Consider the following 14,574-nt stretch of genomic DNA (forward strand, 5'->3'; position numbering starts at 1 on the left):
ATTGTGCGGGCCACTCATCGTCAACCGTTCTGCAGGATCTCGGCCACGGCGACCATGCGCCGCTCCCGGGCCGAGAGCGCTGCCGCCTCAACCAGCGCCTGGACATGCAGGGCCCGCTCTGCATCCACGGTGACCGCGCTGCCCAGCCGGGCGGCGTCGGCGAATTCCCGCCGCAGGGCTGGCCAGCATTCGGAGTGGTCCATCCCGTCGGTGGTGTAATCCAGGCTTCCGGCCGCTGAATAGACGCTGATGGTGGTCCTGGCCTGGGGGAGGCGGACGGAGCCTGACAGGCACGCCTGGCCGGTGGCGCCGTCACGGTGGAACGTGGTGATGGTGACGTAGTCCTTGCTGCCCTCGGCCCGCACGGCCTCAATTGGTCCTGCAGTGAGCTCCATCAGGTCCAGCAGGTGGGGGCCGAGATCGTGGAGCGCGCCGAACTCATCGCGCCAGCTTTTGCTGGCGTTGCCGGCCCGGGATGCGGTGTCCAGGAACCCGCCATCGAGGAATCCGCCGTGGAGGTAACTGCCGGTGACGCCGAGCACGGCCGCTTCGCTCCGCAGTTCCGTCGCGGCGGCGAGGAAGCTGCGCGTCCGCTGGTGGTAGCGCTTGGTAAGGACGACGGCGTTCGCCACCTTGTTGCGGCGCACGGCATCCGCCACGGCTGCTGCCTGCTGCAGGGACGCCCCGAGCGGCTTCTCCAGGAGGAGGGCAAGCCCGGCATCGGCCGCACGGGGTGCAAGTTCGGCCTGCACGGGCGGCGGCACGGCAAAGTCCACGGCCTCGCAGGAAGCAAGAAGTTCCTCGAACGTTTCGAAGGCACGGACTCCGTGTTTCCCGGCAAGCGCCGCGGCGGTGCCGCCGCTTGCGGACCAGATCCCGGCGAGCTCTGTCTCAGCACCGGCACTGTGCAGCGGGGCATGCATGGTCGCGGCCCATTGCCCGGCACCCACGAGTCCAATCCTGACGGGGGGATAACTGGCAGGGGAGTGCCCCGGGGAGGTGTCCGAATTCATGTGATGAACTTACTGCAGATTCTGCCTAACGTCTATACACAAGTTGGCTAGTGATTGTGCTAATGTCGTTTGCATCACATTCGGTTGCATCGCTTCCAGATGCCCGCTCAGCCAACCTAAGGACCGATCCGAAGTGTCCCGCTTCCTCCGTATTGCGGCGCCCCGCAGCGTCGCCGTCATTGACCAGCCGTCCGTCCCGCTCGAAGCCGGCCAGGCGCGGGTCCGGACCATCTATTCCGGAATCTCGGCGGGCACCGAACTCACGGCCTACCGCGGCACCAACCCGTACCTGACGTCCACCTGGGACGCAGAGTCACGGCTGTTCCAGCCCGGGCAGGAGGCCCTTGGTTATCCACTCGACGGCTGGGGATACTCCGAAGTCGGCGAAGTTGTGGAGCTGGCACCGCCGGAAGGGCCGCTGGCCGGAGCTGCTGGCAACGATGCTCCCGTCCAGGTGGGGGACATTGTGTGGGGCATCTGGGGCCACCGCGACGAGGGCGTCCTCGCCGCGGAAGCACTCCGCGGACACGTGCTCCCCGCCGGCATGGATCCGCTGGCCGGTGCCTTCGTTCGCGTCGGCGCCATCGCCTTGAGCGCCGTCCTGGCCGCAGACCTCGGGCCCGGCTCCACCGTTGCCATCTTCGGCCAAGGCGTCATCGGCCTGCTGGCCACCCGCTTTGCCGTCCTGAACGGGGCGAAGGTCATCGCCGTGGACGGCATCGACGCCCGCCGCAACCGGGCCCTGGGATGGGGAGCCGTTCATGCACTTCCCCCAAGCCCTGCACTGGCAGGAGAGATCCGCAAATTTACCGGAGGCGCCGGCGTCGACGTGGCCATTGAGCTCAGTGGCAACTACCGCGCCCTGCATGAGGCAACCCGCGCCGTGGGCGCCGACGGCACCGTTATCGCCGCCGGTTTCTACCAAGGCGAGGCCGCCGGCGTCCGCTTCGGCGAGGAGTTCCACCACAACAGGGTGCAGCTCCTGGCCTCCCAAATCGGCTCCGTCCCCAACCGCCTCCGGTCCCGCTGGACCGTCCCGCGCCTGCAGCAGACCGTGGTGGACCACCTCGCCAACCGGCTGGTGGACGCCCCGTCCCTGGTCACCCACACCTTTCCCCTGGCCGATTCCGCCAAAGCCTATGAACTCCTGGACACGGACGCGCAGTCCGCGCTCCAGGTTGTATTGGAGTTCTCATGACCCTCATCACCGTCCAGGAACAACACCTCCCGGGCCGCAGTCTCGAAGAGAAATTCGACCATGCCCTGGCCTGGGGCTTCGACGGCATTGAACTGCGGTCTGCCGGCGAACTGCAGTTCAAGGCCCGGCTGCCCGAGCTGCTCCGGGCCAGGAACGCCGGCGTGGTGATGCCCACCGCCTGCGTGGAGATGTCCCACTTCGTGGGTGCCTTCGACGACGAACTGCGCAAGGACGCCGTCATCCAGCTGAAGTCGCAGCTGAGCGTGATGGCGGAGATCGGCGGCCGGGGCGTCATGACTCCAGCGTCCTATGGCATGTTCTCCAAGCGCCTGCCCCCGTTTGTCCCGCCCCGCACGGAGGAGGAGGACACCGCCGTGCTTGTGGAGTCCTTCACTGCCTTGGGGGAGCACGCGGCGTCCGAGGGTGTGGAGATCTACCTCGAACCCTTGAACCGCTATGAGGACCACATGATCAACCGGCTTTCCGACGGCGTCCGGCTGCTGAAGCTCGTGGGCCTGGACTCCGTGCGGCTGGCTCCGGATACGTACCACATGAACATCGAGGAAAGTGATCCAGCTGCTGCCCTCCAGGACGCTGCCGGATTCATCGGCCATATCCAGGCCAGCGACTCGAACCGGCTCGAGCCAGGGGCAGGAAACATCGACTGGGCGCTATTCGGTGCCACCCTCAAATCCATCGGTTACCACGGCACAGTGGCCTTGGAGTCCCGGCTGTCCGGACCCGCGGAAGAAGTGCTTCCGCGGGTGCCCTCCCTGTTGGGGCGGTACCTGTGATGCCGGGTAATGTCCGGGCGGAGGCCGACCAGGCGGAGCTGGATGCGCGGATCGCTGCCCGTTCCATCGCCGTGCTCGAGGCCAACTGGCGGAAAACCCATACTGTTCCTGCCGCTGGCTTGTATCCGCACCAGTGGAGCTGGGACTCGTCCTTCATCGCCGTCGGACTGAGCCGGGTCTCGCCCCGCCGCGCCGGCCAGGAAATGGACGCGCTCTTCGCCGGACAATGGGAGGACGGCCGGCTGCCGCAGATCATCTTCGATCCGCACCGGGACCAGGACTACGCGCCCGGCGCCTCGTTCTGGCAGTCCCGGAAGATTCCCGGGTCCCCGAAGCAAGTGGACACCGCGGGCCTGGTCCAGCCGCCCAACCACGCCTGGGCCGTCTGGAAAATCCACCAGGCCGACCCCGCAGAATCCCGCCGCCGGTCCTTCCTGGAGCGGAACTATCCCAGGCTGGTGCATTGGCACGAATACCTGTCCGGCCGCCGGGACCGCGGCGGCTCGGGACTGGCCTGCATTGTGCACCCCTGGGAGTCCGGCACCGACAATTCGCCCCTGTGGGACACCGTGATGACACGGATTCCGGCGGACTGCAAGACAACCCTGGACCGTCCCGACCTACAGCACGCCGACGCCGGGGAACGGCCAAGCCAGAAGGAGTACGGCAAGTATTTCTGGATGGCTGAGCGCTACCGGGACCACGGCTGCGACGACGCCGATCCGGACTATCCCTTCCTGATGGAGGATCCGCTCTTCAACACTCTGCTGGCGGTCTCGGAGCTGGCCCTGGCGGACATTGCCACCGAGCTGGGCCTGCCCGGGGAAGCACACCGCGACCGGGCACAACGCATCACCACCGCGTTGGAGGAGCTGTATGTCGCGGAACTGGGCTGCTACTCAGCCCGCGACGCCACCGACGGGTCAGTGGTCCATAAGGCGACCATCAACGGCCTGATCCCCTTGCTGCTGCCGGACCAGGTCCACACCGAGGCTCTGCTGGAAACCCTGAACGGTCCGCGCTTCATGAACGGCGATGCCCTCATGGTGCCCAGTTACGATGCCACCGCCGAGGACCACAACCCCGCGTTGTACTGGCGCGGTCCGGCCTGGTTCAACATGTCCTGGATGGTTGCCGAGGCCCTGGAAAGGCTGGGACTTACGGAGGAAGCAGCCTTCTTGCGCGGCAACATCGGCAGGCTGGCCCTTGAACACGATTTCCCTGAATACGTCGACCCCTGGACCGGGGCGGCCCACGGTACGCGAAGCTTCAGCTGGACCGCCGCCCTGGCCCTCGAAACCACCTACGTCCGGAGCACGCCATGACAGCCCTTGCACCCCCGTCAGCAGTTTCGGTCCTCGTGGCCCACGGCGCCATGATGCGCGGCGCAGCGGATGGCAGCGTCGGCCGCGCTGACGCACCCGCCCAGGGTACCGAGGGCCTGTACGTGGCGGACACGCGGCTCCTGTCCCGCTGGATCCTGGAGATCAATGACTCCACGTTCTGGGATGTGGGCAACGTCCGCGAACCCGGCCGCCGCACCACAGCGCTCAGCCCTGCCGCACGGCGGAACCAGACCCACGACCTCTTCGTCTTCCGGACCCAGGAACTGGATGCGGCAGGCCTGCGTGAAACCCTTCGTATCCGGAATCTCGGCCGGGAGCCCATCACCGCCCGGTTGGTCCTGCGGGCGGGCACCGATTTCGCTGACCAATTCACTGTGCGCACTGACGGGAGGACCTTCGACCTCAGTGGCGCCGCGAGCAGCCTGACGGTGGTCGACGGCGGCGCCCTGACTTTCGATTACACCCATACTTTCCGGGGCCGGACCTTCACGGCCGGCGTCGAGCTGACGGCGAGCATCGCTCCGGCGGTCCGCCGGGAGCCGGTGGACGGGCGCTTCGTCGGCGTCGTACTGTCCTGGGACCTGGCATTGGCGGCGGGACAGACGCAGGCCCTGGTGATCTCGGCCGCTTCCACCGGCGGGCAGACGGACCCAGCGGCGCCAGCCGCCGTCGTGCGTTCCACAGAGGGGCTGACCGCGTTGGCGCGGCAGAGCCTCAAGGACCTTGACTCGCTGTTGATGCCGTGCCCGGTCAAGCCGGAGCTGACCATCCCCGCAGCGGGGTTGCCCTGGTTCCTGACGCTGTTCGGCCGGGACTCCCTGCTGACATCCATGCTGACGCGGGCAGAATCTCCGCAGCTATTGGGCGAGGTGCTGCGTGCCCTGGCAGCAACCCAGGGGACCGTGGACGATCCCGCACGTGTGGAGCAGCCCGGGAAAATGGTGCACGAAGTGCGCGTCAGCGAGCTGGCCCAGCTGGGCGCGGTTCCCTACGGCCGCTACTACGGCACAGTTGATTCCACTCCGCTGTTCCTGATGGCGCTGGGGCACGTGGACGACGACGCCCTCATCCGCGAACTCGAACAGCCGGCGCGGGCAGCCGTGGAATGGATCCTCGGCGACGGCGGCCTGAAGGACACCGGGTTTGTCCGCTACACGCCGGACCCCAACGGGCTGCTCCACCAGGGCTGGAAAGACTCGTTCGACGCTGTGGCCGGAGCCGACGGCAGCGAACCGACGGGCGCGATCGCCCTCGCCGAAGTCCAGGGTTACACCTGGCGCGGACTGCGGGAATGTGCCCGGCTGGCGGCCGAATATTGGGGCGACCAGGCCTGGGCGGAGACCTTGAACGGGCTGGCCGACGGGTTGAAGGCGCGCTTTCGGAAAGCGTTCTGGATGGATTCGCAGAACTTCCCGGCACTGGCGGTGGACGGGGAAGGCCACCACGTGGACGCGCTCGCCTCCAACGCGGGTCATCTGCTCTGGTCTGGCATGCTCGACGCTGAGGATGCCCGCGCGGTGACCTCGCGCCTGCTGCAGCCCGACTTCTTCACCGGCTGGGGCATCCGGACGCTTGCTGAAGGCCAGCACTACTACCACCCGATGTCCTACCACAATGGCTCTGTATGGCCCCACGACACCATGCTGGCCGCCGAAGGGATGGCCGCCTACGGCTTCCTGGACGACGCCCGGACTGTGGCAACCGGAATCCGTGAGGCGGCCGGGCATTTCGGCAACAGCCTCCCGGAACTGTTCGGCGGGTTCTCGCGGACGGACTTCCCCGTGCCGGTCAAGTATCACCATGCGGGCTCGCCCCAGGCGTGGGCGGCTGCGGCCGGGCTGGCGGCGGTCCGGCTGACTGCGGGCCCACTGACTGCCGTCCCGCTGACGGACGACGGCGGAACCCGGGTCCCGGACTTGGCCTCCGCCGGGCACAAAGGCCAGTGATGCCGGAGAGCAGGAGCGCCGGAGCCGTGGAAGTCCGGGCGGGCCAGTCAGACGACGTAGGCCGGGTTCTGGACGACGCCGTCCGTGCCGTGGGTGAGGCCGCGGACCGGCACGGGACAGGGATCATGATCACCGACGTCGGGGAAGGGTGTTACGTGGTGCGCGCCCATCCGGCGGTGCCGCACGGCCTGGTGCGGGAGCAGTGGAAGTAATTCGCGCTGCCGGACCGGATGACGCCGTCGGAATCCCCGGGAGGGTGCCCGGACGCTAAAGCGTTCGGGCGAGCCCGGACCGTTCCCGCGACGCCGGGTTTTCCGCCCCTTAGTTGGCGGGCTCTGCCAGCAGCCAGGCCATGGCATCGTCCCGGGAGGTGAAGAACCGGGTGGGGCATGGCGGGACGTGCAGGCTGAGGAAAAAGTTGGCGAGCACCCGATCCACCGGGCTTGAGCCCAGCAGGGCGATCCTGGACGCCGCGCACGGAATCGAGAAGACAGCCCGGGCCTGGCGGCTCACGGACTCGGTGGTGGCCATGTCAACGAGCATCGGATACTCACGGCCGTCGGCCACAACGTTAACTGCTGCCATGGCCTCCTGGGCATCCACTTCCTCGATCCGGACACTGCGGTTCCAGACCAGGTGGATGTACCTGCCATCCTCCAGATCTACCGTGCCCTTGCCGCCTTTGACCGTGATCGGTTCCATACTGCCCCCAGAAGTGTCAGTTGAGCACATCCTAGTCCCAGCCGCGGCGGCGGTCACAAAATCGCGGATTTAAAGGCTGTGCGCCAGACTGTTTCCGTGAGCAACAAACCCCGGACCGGTCTGGCGGTGGCAGGCCTGAGCCTGGGCACCGCGCTGAACCCCCTGAATTCCTCCATGATCGCCGTCGCGCTGGTGGTCCTGCGCGCGGATTTCGGGCTCGACGTCGCTACCGTCACCTGGGTGATCACGTCCTTCTACCTCGCTTCCGCCGCCGGGCAGCCGCTGATGGGCAGGCTGGCGGACCGGTTCGGGCCGCGGCGCATGTTCATGCTGGGCATGGGCACTGTGGCCATCACGTGCGCGCTCGCCCCCTTTTCACCCAACTTCGCGCTGCTGTGCGTTGCCCGCGCCGTCATGGCGTTGGGCACCGCTACGGCCTATCCCAGCGCGGTAGTCATGATCGGTGCCATCGCGCAGCGTGCAGGAACGGAATCGTCACGCCCGCTCGGCCGGATCCAGATGGCAAACACCTCCGCGGCGGCGGTGGGACCGGTGGCCGGCGGCCTGCTCGTAGGCCAGGTGGGCTGGGAGGCACTCTTCCTGGTCAACGTCCCGCTGGCATTGGCAGCCCTCTTTATCGTACGGAAGGTGGCCCCGGCGGACGGGGTCCGGGAGCGGGGAAGCCTTGCCCGGCTGGCCAAGGATTCGGACATCCCCGGGATCGCAGCTTTTGTTGGTTCCCTCCTGCTGGTCATGATGGCGTTGCTGGACGTGGCCCCGGGCTACCGCTGGTGGATGCTTGGCGCCGGAACCGCCATCGCCGCACTGTTTGTGTGGCGCGAACTCCGCTTCAGCCCGCCGTTCCTGGACCTGAGGCTGCTGGGCCGTAACCGGCCGCTGATGCTGGTCTACCTGGGGTTCGCGGTCTTCAGCAGCGTGTACTACTTCGTCTTCTTTGGCCTGCCTCAACTGCTGCAGGAAGCCGGCGGCTATGACCCCGGGCTGGTGGGGCTTCTTATGCTGCCGCTTGCGGCGATGTCCGTGCTGGCCACGCCCTGGGCTGTCCGGGCCATGGGCAAATTCGGCGTACGGCCCGTGCTGATTGCCGGCGTCGTACTTTTGACCATGGTGGCAGCGCTGATGTGGCTGCTGACCGGATCACTGGCCATTCCCCTGGTGCTGGCGCTCACCACGCTGATGGGCATTCCCTACGGGGCGGTGGGCATTGCCACCAACCAGGGCATGTTCCTCTCGGTCAGGCCGCAAGAGCGGGGGGTGGCAGCCGGAATCTACCAGACCTGCCGTTATGTGGGAGCCATTACCGCCACAGTGCTGATCGGTGTCTTCGCTGACGGCGGCGTGGATCAGGCAAGCTGGGGCCTGATGGTGCTGGCCATGCTGGTGCTCAGCGCCGTGGCGTTCGGTGTGACCCTGCTGTGGCGGGCGCCAAAAGCCTAGCCGCCGCGCTGAGGTGGCCCGCTGGATTCGCGGGGAATCAGGCTGGGCATGGCCTTACGGATCCGGGGTTCCTTGCCGGGGTTCACGATGAGGTCGATCGCGTTGCCCGCAATCTGGTCCAGCGGGACGCGCACGGAGGACAAGGGAGTGGCGAGCCGCGACGAGAGGGGAATGTCGTTGTAGCCCACCAGTGCGAGATCCCGTCCCACGATCGCCTGGCAGCGGTGCGCCGCCGCGATAATGCCCATGGCGAGGTTGTCGTTGGCGGCGAAAATAGCAGTGGGGCGTGGGTTGCTGCCCAGCAGCGTCTCGCCGGCCGCGAAGCCGTTTTCGATGCCATAGCCAGCCGCCAGCAGCCAATCTTCCCGCGGGGTGACGCCAGCCTCCTCCATGGCCCGGCGTGCACCGGCCAGGCGGGCCGTCCCCGTGGAAGTGAAGGACGGACCGGTGACCACCGCGATGTCACGGTGGCCCAGGTCGATGAGGTGCCGCGTGGCAAGGTACCCGCCCACTTCGTCGTCGCCGAGGGCTGACGGGCTCACGCCGTCGGTACGCAGCACCAGGGCGTGTGCCACCTTCCGCTGCCGCAACAGCTTGGGGAGTTCGTCGTCGAGCCTGGCCGTCGCAAGGATCAGCCCGTCAACATTGCGGTCCAGCAGCGTCTCCGCGGCGCGGCGCTCATCGTCCGGGTCATCCCCGCTGGTGGCCACCATGGCGAAATAGCCGCGGTCTGAGGCGGCGCGCTCCAGTTCTTCGAACATCAGGGCCATCACGGTGTCGCTGAGGCGCGGGACCAGTACCCCCAGGGTCCGGGTTTCGCCGCGGCGCAGGCTGGACGCGAAGGAGTTCCGGCGGTAGCCAAGTTCCTCGGCAACCTTCCGGACGTGTTCCGCCGCGGCGGAGCGGGAGGCGGTTCCGCGTTCATCCAGGGCACGGCTGGCCGTGGAAAGGCTCACCCCACTGGCGGCGGCAACGTCCCGCAGGGTAACGGTGGTGCCGGGTGCGACCGGTTCCATGTGGGGTCTCCTCTTCACGATTGTCCTAGAAGACACTCTATTTCCTCCGTCTTTCACAGTTGGCCCTTGACAGTGAGCTGGAACACACCGCACAATGAAAACGTTCCCGCAAACGTTCTCACATAGCGGAAACCACCGACTACAAGACAGAGGAAGCTCTCATGACCATCGATCTCCGCGGGCTGGTTCCCGCTCCCGTAACCCCGTTCACCCGCGACGGAGCCGTCGACGTCGACGCGATCCACCGCCTGGGCGGCTGGCTGGCCAGTGTTGAAGGCGTCAAGGGCCTGGTGGTCCTGGGCCACGCCGGCGAAGGAACCTTCCTGACCCAGGACGAGCAGGCCCTCGTCATCCGTGAATTCAAGAACGCCGTCAATGGCGGGATCCCGATCATCGCCGGCATCACCGGTGAGGGCAACACGGTCGCTGCCCTCGAAGCCAAGCGTGCAGTGGAAGCCGGCGCCGAGGCCGGCCTGGTCTACCCCTCCCACGGCTGGCTCCGCTTCGGCTACCAGAAGGGCGCACCCCAGACCCGGTACAAGGAAATCTACGAAACGTCCGGCCTGCCGCTGATCCTGTTCCAGTACCCGGATGCCACCAAGGCAACCTACGACCTCGAAACCCAGCTGGAAATCGCCGGCCAGGAAGGCGTCTTCGCCACCAAGAACGGCGTCCGGAACATGAAGCGCTGGGATACAGAAATCCCCGTCCTGCGGGCAACCTACCCGGACCTGCAGATCCTGACCTGCCACGACGAGTACCTGCTGCACACCATGTTCGACGTCGACGGCGCGCTGGTGGGCTACGGCGGACTCGCGCCGGAGCCGCTGGTTGAGCTCATCGCCGCCGGCAAGGCCAAGGATTATGCCGCCGCCCGCGCCATCCACGACCGCCTCCTGCCGGTCACTAAGAACGTCTACCACCGTGGTTCGCACATGGAAGGCACCGTCGCCCTCAAGGAAGGCCTCGTAGCCCGCGGCATCCTGGACCACGCCACTGTCCGCCCGCCGCTGCTTCCCCTCGCCGAGGGCGCCGGAGCCGAAATCGCCTTGGCCCTCAAGTCCGCCAACCTCGGCAGCGTCACCGTCCCTGCCTGACCAGCGCTGCCTGACCGTCCCTGTCGGACCAGCGTTGCCTGATCCAGCACGGCCTGATCCCAGGATCTATCGGGATGGCGGGCACCGCCCGCCATCCCGGCCCCAACTTTCACTCTCCACCCTGGTCAACGACGACCCCCAGCACTGAAGCTGGAGAAGGAGGACTCGCAATGCGCGAGCAGAATAGGACCATCCATACCCTGGACGAACAGCGAGGTCAGATGGTCACCCCCGAAAGCACTTCCCTTTCCAAACCACCTGCCAAACGCAGAACTTTCCTCGGCTACCTGGCACTCATGGGCCCGGCCTTTGTGGTGGGGGCCTGGCAGTTCGGTCCGGGAAACCTCACTACCGCCGTCCAGGCCGGCAGCCGGTTCGACTACACCCTCGTCTGGGTCATTGCCGTCTCCACCATCCTCATGATCTTCTTCACGGACATGAGCGTGCGGCTCGGCATTTCCACTCCGACGTCGTTGATCACCTCCATCAAGGACAGCCTCGGGAAGTGGGTGGGGGTCCTCGCCGGCTTCGGCGTCTTCGGTATCACCCTGATGTTCTCGGTCGGGAACGCAGTGGGTTCGGGCCTGGGATTGTCCCTGGTCTTCGGTGGCTCACCTGTCCTCTGGACGGTTGTCTGTACCGCCGCCGTCGCCTTCGTCCTGGCGTTTAAAAACGTCTACGGCATCGTCGAAAAAGCCCTCTTGGCCATCGTTGTCCTGATGGGTATCGCCTTCATCGCCAGCACCATCGTTGCCCAGCCCGACTGGTACAGGTCCCTGGAGGGGATGGTCCCGCAGTTGCCTCCGGGAAGCGAGATCCTCATCGTGGCACTGGTCGGCACAAACTTCTCCATCAACGCAGCTTTCTACACGTCCTACGGCATCAAGGAAAACCGCCGTACGCAGGCGGACTACCGGGACATCACCCTCGTTGACACCATCCCGGGCATCGTTGCCCCTGGCATCATGACCGCACTCGTCATCATGGTTGCCGCGGCTGTACTCGGCAAGACCGGCGCCGAGGCCGGAACGATCAACGCCCTCGCCTCGGTCTTCGCCCCACTGGCCGGGCCTGTGGGTTCCATGCTGTTCGCCCTGGGCTTGTCCGGTGCAGCGTTCTCCTCCATGATCGCCAACGCAACGGCCGGGGGCACCATGCTCTCCGACGCCCTCGGACGCGGCGCCAAGGCTGGATCAGCTGCCGCCCGCATTGTCACCGGCATCATCCTGGCTTTCGGGCTGATCATTACCTTGTCGTTCCAAGCATCGCCGGTAGCCCTGATTGTCATAGCTCAGTCACTGACGGTCCTCATCGCACCGCTTCTGGGCATCCTGATCGTCATCATGGCCAACAAGCGCTCTGTCATGGGTGACCTGCGGAATAAGTGGTGGCATAACCTCTTCGGGGCGATCGGACTCATCGCGATCATCGCCTCTTCGGTCAGGCTGATCACTACCCTGGTGGGGTAGTGCCAACACGGCCAACGTCCAAACATTTCAGGCAAGGCAAAGTGGCGATGCCCCCAGGGGCATCGCCACTGTGCTTTTGCATCAGCCGGGAGCGGCGATCCCATAAATCGTGAGCGGGTCCATCACACCTGTCGGCAGGGGCATATCGTGGAGGTATGGAGTTCCTGAGAGGACCTTTGTATCTGGACATAGCTGCAAAGGGCCTGTGCTTTGTGGGCGTCGTGTTGATGATGTTCGGCCGGGGCGGGTGGTTCACGGCTGGGGTGGTTGCCGTGGTCCTGGGTGTGCTCTTTGGTGCTTGGGAAATGGTTGTTGTCCGCAAGATACGGCCCCGCGGCTGGGACGGCTTCCTCCGTACCGGACAAAGCGGTGATCAGGGTCCCCAGCCGCGCGGCTAGTCTTGACTAAGCCTCCGGGGGAGGCTGTCAGTGGCCGGCCAGGCAAACCCCTAGCGAAGCATGGTCAGGTGAGTCCGGCGAGGCGGGAGCACGCGTTCCAGAGCCTCTGGCGGGCTTCCGGGTCCGAGCCCATGCCCGGCGTCGGAAGTTCTTTGCGCTTCGTCCATAGCTTTCCGGTGACCGCCGCTGTTTCGTTGGCGGTGGCGAGCCAAAGTGGTGTGTCGGCCGCTTTTTCGGCGGGGGCACCGAACGTGTTCGTGATCCAGCGGAACGGCCCGCCGACGTCCTGCAGCAGCGCCGTGTTCTTGACCAATCCCGGATGCGCGGCGTTTGCCACCACGCCGGAGCCGCGGAGTTGCTCGGCGAATTCCTGGGTCAAGAGGACGCGTGCCAGCATGGTGGGTGGTGTCGAGCGAAGGTAGCTGTACTTGCCCTTCGCGGTTTGAAGGTCGTCAAAGTCGAGCTTGGCGTTGCCGTATCTGGACGCGATGTTCACGATGCGGGACGTGCGCGGCCCCGCAGCAGGCCGTGCGGCTGTTCCTGTGTTCTCCCGTCCAGCCACGGCAGCGTTCCTGAGGGCGTCCAGCAGAAGCCGGGTCAGGAGGAAGTAAGCCATCACGTTGGTAGCGAAGGTCAGTTCGAGCCCGTCGGGGGTGAGATGGCGTTCCTTGCGGAACACGCCCGCCGCGTTGACCAGCACGTCGAGCCGGTCATGGCGGGACAGGAAGTCAGTGGTCGCCGCATGGATCGAGGATTGAAGGGAGAGGTCGCATACCAGCGGCTCAAGCTGGGCGTCCTGAACGCGCGAGCGAATGCCCTTCATTGCCTCTTCGGCCCGCGAAGCGGAGCGCCCCACCACCACAACCAGCGCCCCTTCGCGGGCAAGCCCGGTTGCCACGGCTTGTCCCAGGCCGCCCGCCGCACCTGTCACCAGCGCCACGGTTCCCTCCATGGAAGCCATCGCCTCCGCCTCCTGACGCCCAGTGTTGGTTCCGGCCGGCAATCGTGTCGCTCGGGACTGCCGGGTGCCTTCAGGCTATGCCTCGTGACGGCAATATCACAGGAGTTTTTGTCCCGACACAGCGACCAAGAAGGCCGTGAAGTCGCCGTCTCTGGACAAAAACTCCCAGGGGCGGATTAGGTGTACATGAGCGAACCCGGTGTGGTGAGTTTCTCTCCCGTCTCAAGCCACGTCTTAAGGCCGGAGAGGATCATTGGCCAGCCACCGTAGAGCTGTTCGTTGGCGCCTTCACGCAGGTCGCTGTGGGTGACGGTGAGGTGGCAGGAATCGCCCACAGGTTCGATTTCCCAGGTGATGGTGGACCAGCCTTCGGCCTTGACGTCCTCGCCCCACAGGGCGCGCATGGTCTGGACGAGCTTCCGCGGAGGGTCCACCTCCTTGTTCTCGCCTTCGCCCAGGAGGTCCCCGCCGTTGGGTGACATCTCGAACCGGGACCCCGGAGTCCAGTCTGAGCTGATGTTCATTCCAAACTGGTATTTGCTGCGGATCTCGCTGTTGGTGATGGCCTCCCAGAGCCGTTCCGGGGTGGTTTTGATGTAGATTTCGAAGATTTTTTCCATGGGACTTTCCAATCTGGATTTGAGGTCGCTGAGGGCAGCGGCCCATGGTTCGGAGTACTTGCTCACCCAGCGGTCGTGGATGAGGCGGATGGGCACCGGATTCAGGAAGTGCAGTTTCTGCCGGCCCCGACGGCGGGTCACCACCAGGCCGGCTTCCTCCAGCAGCTTGAGGTGCTTGGCGATCCCGAAGCGGGACATTTCGAACCTGGCCCCAAGTGCGCCCAGCGACTGCCCGTCCTCGCGGAAGAGCTCATCGAGCAGGTCCCGGCGGGTGGGGTCGGAGAGTGCCTTGAAGACGGCGTCCATAGGGATAAAATAGGTGACCAAATGGTCACATGTCAATGGTTTGCACCACGCAGCATGGCTAGCAAATGGAGCCGGTCCTCCACTAACTGAGTGTTGACTCCGCGCGGGCCCTGAGTAGGCTCTGCGGTGCAGGCTGAGCCTGTAACTGTTGTTTCGTCGCCGTGTCCAGGTGCGGCAAAGGGGGCCGAACCTGCCTAAGAGCGCTGCGGATCTTTCGCGGACGCTCGTTGCGCAGCCTTTGGCTGTGCTC

General features: G+C 65.9%; 14 protein-coding genes. 9 read left to right on the forward strand and 5 right to left on the reverse strand.

The annotated features are described in order from the left end of the window. Nucleotides 1–20: 20 nt before the first annotated feature. A complete protein-coding gene (locus tag ACFC25_RS12210) occupies nucleotides 21–1,013 on the reverse strand; it encodes a Gfo/Idh/MocA family protein (protein WP_376045425.1) in 993 nt (330 codons plus the stop codon). Between the two features lie 133 nt (nucleotides 1,014–1,146). Here ACFC25_RS12210 and ACFC25_RS12215 point away from each other — a divergent pair, with 133 nt between their 5' ends. Genes ACFC25_RS12215 through ACFC25_RS12235 form a run of 5 tightly spaced genes read left to right on the forward strand, consistent with a single transcriptional unit; the run spans nucleotide 1,147 to nucleotide 6,509 of the window. After that, nucleotides 1,147–2,211 (forward strand): zinc-binding alcohol dehydrogenase, encoded by a 1,065-nt coding sequence (locus ACFC25_RS12215; RefSeq protein ID WP_376045427.1) that lies wholly within the window; start codon nucleotides 1,147–1,149, stop codon nucleotides 2,209–2,211. After that, on the forward strand, nucleotides 2,208–3,005 hold the full coding sequence (locus ACFC25_RS12220; protein ID WP_376045430.1) for a sugar phosphate isomerase/epimerase family protein: 798 nt from the start codon (nucleotides 2,208–2,210) through the stop codon (nucleotides 3,003–3,005). The genes ACFC25_RS12215 and ACFC25_RS12220 overlap by 4 nt, the downstream gene beginning before the upstream one ends. Beyond that, complete coding sequence (locus ACFC25_RS12225; protein WP_376045432.1) at nucleotides 3,005–4,330, forward strand: hypothetical protein; 1,326 nt, start codon at nucleotides 3,005–3,007, stop codon at nucleotides 4,328–4,330. Before ACFC25_RS12220 ends, ACFC25_RS12225 begins: the two co-directional genes overlap by 1 nt. Beyond that, nucleotides 4,327–6,297 (forward strand): glycogen debranching N-terminal domain-containing protein, encoded by a 1,971-nt coding sequence (locus ACFC25_RS12230; protein WP_376045435.1) that lies wholly within the window; start codon nucleotides 4,327–4,329, stop codon nucleotides 6,295–6,297. Before ACFC25_RS12225 ends, ACFC25_RS12230 begins: the two co-directional genes overlap by 4 nt. Beyond that, nucleotides 6,297–6,509 carry a hypothetical protein gene (locus ACFC25_RS12235; protein ID WP_337350304.1) on the forward strand — a complete coding sequence of 71 codons (213 nt, stop codon included), beginning with the start codon at nucleotides 6,297–6,299 and terminating at the stop codon, nucleotides 6,507–6,509. The genes ACFC25_RS12230 and ACFC25_RS12235 overlap by 1 nt, the downstream gene beginning before the upstream one ends. Nucleotides 6,510–6,618: 109 nt before the next feature. Here the strand turns inward: ACFC25_RS12235 and ACFC25_RS12240 are convergent, their stop codons facing one another. Beyond that, nucleotides 6,619–6,999, reverse strand: a complete 381-nt coding sequence (locus ACFC25_RS12240) for an STAS/SEC14 domain-containing protein (RefSeq protein WP_337346445.1) — start codon at nucleotides 6,997–6,999, stop codon at nucleotides 6,619–6,621. A gap of 96 nt (nucleotides 7,000–7,095) precedes the next feature. On the opposite strand from ACFC25_RS12240, the gene ACFC25_RS12245 reads away from it, so the two are divergent. Continuing rightward, nucleotides 7,096–8,457: an MFS transporter gene (locus tag ACFC25_RS12245; RefSeq protein ID WP_376045438.1), complete on the forward strand. Its 1,362-nt coding sequence runs from the start codon at nucleotides 7,096–7,098 to the stop codon at nucleotides 8,455–8,457. On the opposite strand, the gene ACFC25_RS12250 is transcribed toward ACFC25_RS12245, so the two are convergent. After that, nucleotides 8,454–9,473 (reverse strand): LacI family DNA-binding transcriptional regulator, encoded by a 1,020-nt coding sequence (locus ACFC25_RS12250; protein WP_376045441.1) that lies wholly within the window; start codon nucleotides 9,471–9,473, stop codon nucleotides 8,454–8,456. The genes ACFC25_RS12245 and ACFC25_RS12250 overlap by 4 nt on opposite strands. 161 nt (nucleotides 9,474–9,634) lie before the next feature. Here ACFC25_RS12250 and ACFC25_RS12255 point away from each other — a divergent pair, with 161 nt between their 5' ends. The 3 genes from ACFC25_RS12255 to ACFC25_RS12265 all read left to right on the forward strand — a co-directional run bounded on the left by ACFC25_RS12255 (nucleotide 9,635) and on the right by ACFC25_RS12265 (nucleotide 12,437). Beyond that, nucleotides 9,635–10,570: a dihydrodipicolinate synthase family protein gene (locus ACFC25_RS12255; protein WP_376045443.1), complete on the forward strand. Its 936-nt coding sequence runs from the start codon at nucleotides 9,635–9,637 to the stop codon at nucleotides 10,568–10,570. 170 nt (nucleotides 10,571–10,740) lie between these two features. Further along, entirely contained in the window at nucleotides 10,741–12,039 is a 1,299-nt protein-coding gene (locus ACFC25_RS12260; protein ID WP_376045446.1) for an Nramp family divalent metal transporter, read from the forward strand. A gap of 155 nt (nucleotides 12,040–12,194) precedes the next feature. Next, complete coding sequence (locus ACFC25_RS12265) at nucleotides 12,195–12,437, forward strand: hypothetical protein (protein ID WP_376045449.1); 243 nt, start codon at nucleotides 12,195–12,197, stop codon at nucleotides 12,435–12,437. Nucleotides 12,438–12,501: 64 nt separating this feature from the next. Here the strand turns inward: ACFC25_RS12265 and ACFC25_RS12270 are convergent, their stop codons facing one another. Both ACFC25_RS12270 and ACFC25_RS12275 read right to left on the reverse strand, forming a co-directional pair. Next, the gene (locus ACFC25_RS12270; RefSeq protein ID WP_337350298.1) at nucleotides 12,502–13,398 is read right to left on the reverse strand and encodes an SDR family NAD(P)-dependent oxidoreductase; all 897 of its coding nucleotides are present in this window, start codon (nucleotides 13,396–13,398) and stop codon (nucleotides 12,502–12,504) included. 176 nt (nucleotides 13,399–13,574) lie between these two features. Further along, entirely contained in the window at nucleotides 13,575–14,324 is a 750-nt protein-coding gene (locus ACFC25_RS12275) for a metalloregulator ArsR/SmtB family transcription factor (RefSeq protein WP_337346453.1), read from the reverse strand. Nucleotides 14,325–14,574 lie beyond the last annotated feature (250 nt).

The sequence above is a fragment of the Pseudarthrobacter sp. NPDC055928 genome (assembly GCF_042270935.1).
GTDB lineage: Bacteria > Actinomycetota > Actinomycetes > Actinomycetales > Micrococcaceae > Arthrobacter.